Raw genomic sequence first — 5,621 nt, 5'->3', positions numbered from 1 at the left:
GGGGGGCGGGGCGCGGGGGGGGGGGGGGGGCGTCCCCCGGCGCCCCCCCCCCCCCCCCCCCCCCCCCCACTACCGTTCCCCTTGCGCCTTCGGCGCAAGGGGAACGCGATCAGAGAAACAGATCCGGCATCAACGGGCGCGTCGGGTCCATCGCATAACCCGACAGATCGGTGATGCCCGCCTCCGCCAGCACCTCGTCGTCCAACAGGAACTGCCCACTGAAACCAGCCGCGGTTCGGGTCAGCACCGCATGGGCGGCATCGGCCATGATCTCGGGTTTGCGACAGCCCGCCACATCCACACCGGGAATCATGTTGATCGCATCGGTGGCGATCACCGTACGCGGCCACAAGGCATTGACTGCAACACCCTGAGGACCGAACTCAGCGGCCAGGCCCAGGGTGACGAAACTCATGCCCATCTTGGCCAGGGTGTAGCCGGTATGCGGGCCCCACCACTTCTGGTCGAGGCTGGGCGGCGGTGCCAGGGTCAGGATGTGCGGGTTCGGCGCCTGCAGCAGGTGCGGCAGGCAAGCCTGCGCGCACAGGAAGCTGCCGCGCGAATTGACCTCCTGCATCAGGTCGAAGCGCTTCATAGGCGTATCCAGGGTGCCGCGCAACCAGATCGCCGAGGCGTTGTTGACCAGGATATCGATGCCACCAAAGGTGTCCACGGTTGCAGCCACCGCCGCATTGACCTGGTCTTCTTCGCGGATATCGCACTTCAGCGCCAGACCCTGGCCACCTGCTGCCCTGACGGCCTCGGCAGCGGTGTGGATGGTCCCCGGCAGCTTGGGATTGGCGACCGCCGACTTGGCGGCGATGGCGACGTTGGCACCATCGCGCGCGGCGCGCAGGGCGATGGCCAGACCGATGCCGCGCGAGGCGCCGGTGATGAAAAGGGTCTTGCCTTGCAAGCTGCTCATGCGCACTCCGGGACCGGTAAGAAAGCAATCCGCATTATGCCGATACCGGTACCCACGCATAGTCCCGCGGTTTGCCCGGACTTCGACACTCAGGGTTCATATGACTTGCCGATACTGGTGCGATATCGCGCAAGGATTCCCGATGAAGACACTCCACCTGACTGCTCCGCTGTTGCTCGCACTTGGCCTTGGTGCCTGCCAGAAGCCGCCCCTCCCTGCCGAAGTACCGGCGGCGGCCAAGGATGTCACCGCCCAGACCACCGGTCTGGGCGAGCAGGCTGCCCGCATTGGTCCCAATGCCGCATGGACGGGGTCGATCGATTCCTGCCGCACCGAAACCGCCGCCGACAACTGCCTGCTGCAAGTAATGCGCACCGCCGGTGCTTCACCGGCTGCACTGGCGGCAGCCAGCACCTTGTCTGCACAGGGCAAGCCCGGCTATGTCACCGCATGGCAGAACGTCGAAGGCATTGGTGTTGCCACGCTGGAGTTCCCGTTCCGCGCGAATACCAATCAGGGCACCTGGCTGGTGGACGCGAATGGTCAGGCCATCGACGTGGATGAGGACGTGCTCGATGATGCAGCACGCGGCTCGGATGCCTACAAAGCCTTCTCCAGCAAGCATCCCGACTCCGGCCCGTTCGCACCTGCCGTGTCCGCCGGCACCCAGGCTTTGCCCGATGGCGGCGTGCGCCTGCGCTACTCCACGCCACTGCGAAGCTGCCATGCCTGCGCCGATGATGGCCATGTTTTGCTTGGGTACGACTTCGATGCGCAACGACGCTTTGTCGGCAAGCAGCCGCTGGAGTTACGCTGAGCGCCCCCAATCAAATGGCCAACAAGGCCACGTGGACGTAGCCAATGCAGGAAAGCAAAGAGTACGTGGTTGGCTGGGGCACACTGGCGCTGATCAATGCCGGCCTGGCGCAATCCAAAGGACGCGGCGGGATGAACTGGTTTCTGATTTCACTGCTGCTCGGCCCGCTGGCCACCTTGCTGCTTGTTGTGTCCAACCCTATCGCTAACAACCCTACGCACTGAATCGCTCATTCCAGCAAAGCGTCCATCAAACTGCGGCATTTGCGCAATGCACTGGTGATGCTTCCCAACTGCATTCCACTCAGGACGCGACCTGCAATCGGACATTTTCGGATCGCATCGGGGTACCTGCCGGATCACATCAGCCGCGTTTGCCCAGCCAACTACCCAGTCAGATCATGTCCGGGCGCTACCCTGCGCCGCGCATAGCGCTCCAGCAAACGCGGCACGATGACCCGGTGCAACGGCGCTACCGGCAACATGTACAGACGCCCAAACGGCCGGTGCAGGTGAACCACGGTGCTCACCTGCAGCTGGCAGCTGTCATCGCCGGGGCCAAGCTCTACTGACAGTTCGACGCGCAGATGACGGTCGCTGTCGCCCAGTACCACGCCATCGGCCGTCAGCGCCCGCACAGTGAATATCCCGAGCCTGTCGCCAACCGCCAACCCTTCCGGTGCATGCACCGGCACGCTGCGGATCGCGCCCAGATGCTTCATTCCCAGCAGCCGCATGCCGGCATTACGCAGTCGCATCAGGCCATCAAACCAGGCAGGCACCTGCCGGGCGATATCCAGATAGGCCTGTACGGCGCTTTCCGGCCGCCGTGCCAGGGCTATCCTTGCGGCATGCGCAAAATGACTTCCCGGCAGTTGTGGGTGCAGCAAGGCGTCCACAGCTATGTCCACCTCGCGCGCCCGCACGGCGACGCTCAAGGTTTGGGCCCCTGACCTTCGTTGTCTTCCCAATGCAGGATGCGGCGGGTGACGAAGCGGTAGACCGGCTTGCCGGTGGCAAACCATAGCTCACGGATCCACGAATGCCGTTTGAGCAGGCGCAGCTCCACCGGGGTCAGCGCCTGCCGGCAGTACATGCGTTTGTGCTTGAGCAGGTGGCGCAGGTCTTCGCGGGCCAACAGTCGCATCCAGCGCGAACGCGGGTTGCCGCACACCGCCAGCTGGAAATCGATCAGCGCCGGGGAACCGTCCTCGCGCACCAGCCAGTTTGCTTCCTTGGCCAGGTCGTTATGGGCGATGCCGTGCCGGTGCACGCGTTGCAGCAGGCGCCGCGCGGCACGGAAATACGCCAGATCGCCATGTGGCGGGCGCTGGTACATGGCCGCGCCTTCCATGTAGCTGCGGTCCAGCCAATGTCCGTCCCAAGCAAGCAACTTCGGTGTCGCCTCCATGCCGTCGAGCTTGGCCAGCGCACGCGCCTCGCGCCGCGCCAACCACCAGGCCGGCAGGCGCAACCACAAGGGCGTCGCCCCCAGGTCGCGGCGCACGAAGCGCCCTTGCGGGCTTTCCATCAACAGGATTTGTCCGAAGCTGTCAGCCTTCAGCGCGGTGACGGGTGTGGGCGCAGAGTCAGTCATTGCAACATTCTAGCCGCCCGCGCGCCTTTCACTGAGCGACATCGCAGGTGAACGACCACACCTGCGATCCACTGAACCTCTGTCGCTGCCATCGGTCTGACTCGGGCTTCCCTTTATAATCCGCTGATGAATTCTTCCTGGATCGACGCCACGCTTGCGTGGATCGCCGCCAACCCCGTCCTTGCTGGCCTGGCGATCTTCGCCATCGCCTTCTGCGATGCCGTGATCATCCTCGGCGCCATCGTGCCGGCTTTGCCGCTGATGATCGCGGTAGGTGTATTGATCGGCATGGGCGAGTTGTCCGGCCCCTATGCGGTGATATGCGCCACCTTGGGCGCCTTTGCCGGCGACGGCTTGAGCTATTGGGTGGGGCGCCGTTGGGGTGACCGCCTGCGCGGCGTATGGCCGTTCAGCCGTTATCCACAGCTGCTGGACCGTGGCGAAGTCATGTTCCGCCGCAATGCGTTCAAGAGCATCCTGATCGCCCGCTATGTCGGTGCGATCCGGCCATTTGTTCCGGCCATCGCCGGCATGGCCAACATGCGGTTCGTCAGCTATCTCAAGGCCAGCGGCCTGGCCTGCCTGTCCTGGGCCATCCTGTTCCTGCTGCCCGGCTGGGCGCTTGGACAGGCCTATGACGCCGTCGCGGCGGTGGCCGGACGGCTGTTCCTGGTGGTCGCCCTATTGGGCGCCCTGCTGGGCCTGGTCTGGGCCATCGTGCTGTACGGCTACCGCTGGTCGGCGACACGCATGGACGGTTGGCTGGCCCGCCTGCTGGCCTGGTCGCACCGCCACCCGCGCTTCATCGGCCACTCCTTGAGTGACCTGTTCAACCCAAAGCGCCGCGAGTCGGTGCCGCTGGCGATGCTGGCACTGATGCTGCTGGTGCTGGGCTGGGGCTGGTTTGCACTGCTGATGGTGGTGGTCGGCCACGGCGAACCACTGGCGTTGGATCTGGCCGTGCACCGCTTGATGCTGGCCCTGCGCAACCCACTGGCCGACTACCCGATGGCCGCACTGGCCTCGCTGGGCGACTGGCAGGTGCTGCTGCCCGCCATCGCCGCAGGCATGGGCTACCTGGCCTGGCGGCGGCGCTGGATGGCGGTCCTCCACTGGCTGGCAGCATTGGCCTTCGGCCTGGCGCTGACCAAGCTGCTGGGTGCCACCGTCGACGTGGTGCGACCACCAGCCGCCAGCAGCGGCTTCGGCTTCCCGTCGGTGGCGGTGACCATGGCCACCATCACCTTCGGCTTCTTTGCCGTGCTGATCGGCCGCGAGCTGCCGGGGCGTACCCGCGTCTGGCCGTACCTGCTGTCCGGCGCGGTGGTCACGGTGATTGGCTTTGCCCGCATCTACCTGGGCGCGCATTGGCTCAGCGACGTGATCGGCGGCATGTTGTTCGGCGTGTTCTGGCTGCTGGTGCTGGGCGTGGCCTATCGCCGCCGCTTCAACCGCTCGTTCTGGGTCAAGCCAGTGACATGGCTGTTCTATGGCGCGTTCCTGGTGGCCGGGCTCTGGTATGCGCCACGCAACGTGCCGGCCAAGCTGACCAAGTTCGAACCGGCGGCCGCCGCGACCACACTGATGGACGCGTCGCGTTGGTGGCAACAGGGCTGGCGCGAGCTTCCAGCACGTCGCAATGATTTCGATGACGACCAGCGCTGGCCGTTGGATGTGCAGGTTGCCGGTCCCTTGCCGGCCCTGCAGCAGCAGTTGGAACGCAACGGCTGGACCCTGCAGCCGCAGGCCGGCTGGCAACAAGCACTGATGATGCTGGACATGAAAGCCACGCCACAGCAGGTACCGGTGCTGCCTGCCACGCTGGACACCAATGTCGAGGCACTACTGATGCTGCGCCCCGGCGAACGCCCGGATGAGGTCTATGCACTGCGTTTGTGGCCATCCTCTGCACGCCTGCAACCCGGGCAGGCGCCGGTATGGCTGGGCAGCGCACAGACGCTGCGCTACCAGCGCCACATGAAGCTGTTTGGCATGTGGCGGCCATTGCGTGGCGTCGATCCTGCGCTGGACGCACTCAAGCAATCGCTTGAGGGGGTTGAGACACAGCAGCAGGTGCAGCCGGAGACGGGCTTGCCGCTGTTGATGATCCGCGCTGAGCCGCAGCGTTGAGAGCGTAAGAGATTACCCCTCCCCGGCCCTCCCCTTGGCTACGCCAAAGGGAGGGAGCGTAGTGCCGAGCCATGCTCGGCAAAGGCATTGGCCGCGTAGTGCCGAGCCATGCTCGGCAAGGGCATTACAGGGAAGGCCTCTGCCGAGCATGGC

At 65.2% G+C, this 5,621-nt stretch carries 6 protein-coding genes; 3 read left to right on the top strand and 3 right to left on the bottom strand.

Annotated features, from left to right (window positions below; genetic code table 11):
- Positions 1-109: 109 nt before the first annotated feature.
- Entirely contained in the window at positions 110-925 is an 816-nt protein-coding gene (locus QMX78_RS19785) for an NAD(P)-dependent oxidoreductase (protein WP_282272838.1), read from the bottom strand.
- 142 nt (positions 926-1,067) lie between these two features.
- Here QMX78_RS19785 and QMX78_RS19780 point away from each other — a divergent pair, with 142 nt between their 5' ends.
- Together QMX78_RS19780 and QMX78_RS19775 are read left to right on the top strand one after the other, a co-directional pair.
- Positions 1,068-1,742 (top strand): hypothetical protein, encoded by a 675-nt coding sequence (locus QMX78_RS19780; RefSeq protein ID WP_282272836.1) that lies wholly within the window; start codon positions 1,068-1,070, stop codon positions 1,740-1,742.
- Between the two features lie 44 nt (positions 1,743-1,786).
- Positions 1,787-1,966, top strand: a complete 180-nt coding sequence (locus tag QMX78_RS19775) for a hypothetical protein (protein WP_282272834.1) — start codon at positions 1,787-1,789, stop codon at positions 1,964-1,966.
- 161 nt (positions 1,967-2,127) lie between these two features.
- Here the strand turns inward: QMX78_RS19775 and QMX78_RS19770 are convergent, their stop codons facing one another.
- Together QMX78_RS19770 and QMX78_RS19765 are read right to left on the bottom strand one after the other, a co-directional pair.
- Positions 2,128-2,679, bottom strand: coding sequence for a DUF2867 domain-containing protein (locus QMX78_RS19770; protein WP_282272832.1), 552 nt, complete (start codon positions 2,677-2,679; stop codon positions 2,128-2,130).
- Entirely contained in the window at positions 2,676-3,338 is a 663-nt protein-coding gene (locus tag QMX78_RS19765) for a serine/threonine protein kinase (RefSeq protein ID WP_282272830.1), read from the bottom strand. The genes QMX78_RS19770 and QMX78_RS19765 overlap by 4 nt, the downstream gene beginning before the upstream one ends.
- Positions 3,339-3,464: 126 nt before the next feature.
- Between QMX78_RS19765 and QMX78_RS19760 the strand changes: the two genes are divergently transcribed.
- Positions 3,465-5,468, top strand: coding sequence for a bifunctional DedA family/phosphatase PAP2 family protein (locus tag QMX78_RS19760; protein WP_282272828.1), 2,004 nt, complete (start codon positions 3,465-3,467; stop codon positions 5,466-5,468).
- Positions 5,469-5,621 lie beyond the last annotated feature (153 nt).

The sequence above is a fragment of the Stenotrophomonas sp. PS02298 genome, assembly GCF_029959445.1.
Lineage (GTDB): Bacteria > Pseudomonadota > Gammaproteobacteria > Xanthomonadales > Xanthomonadaceae > Stenotrophomonas.
This window is presented reverse-complemented; position numbering and strand designations above follow the sequence as displayed.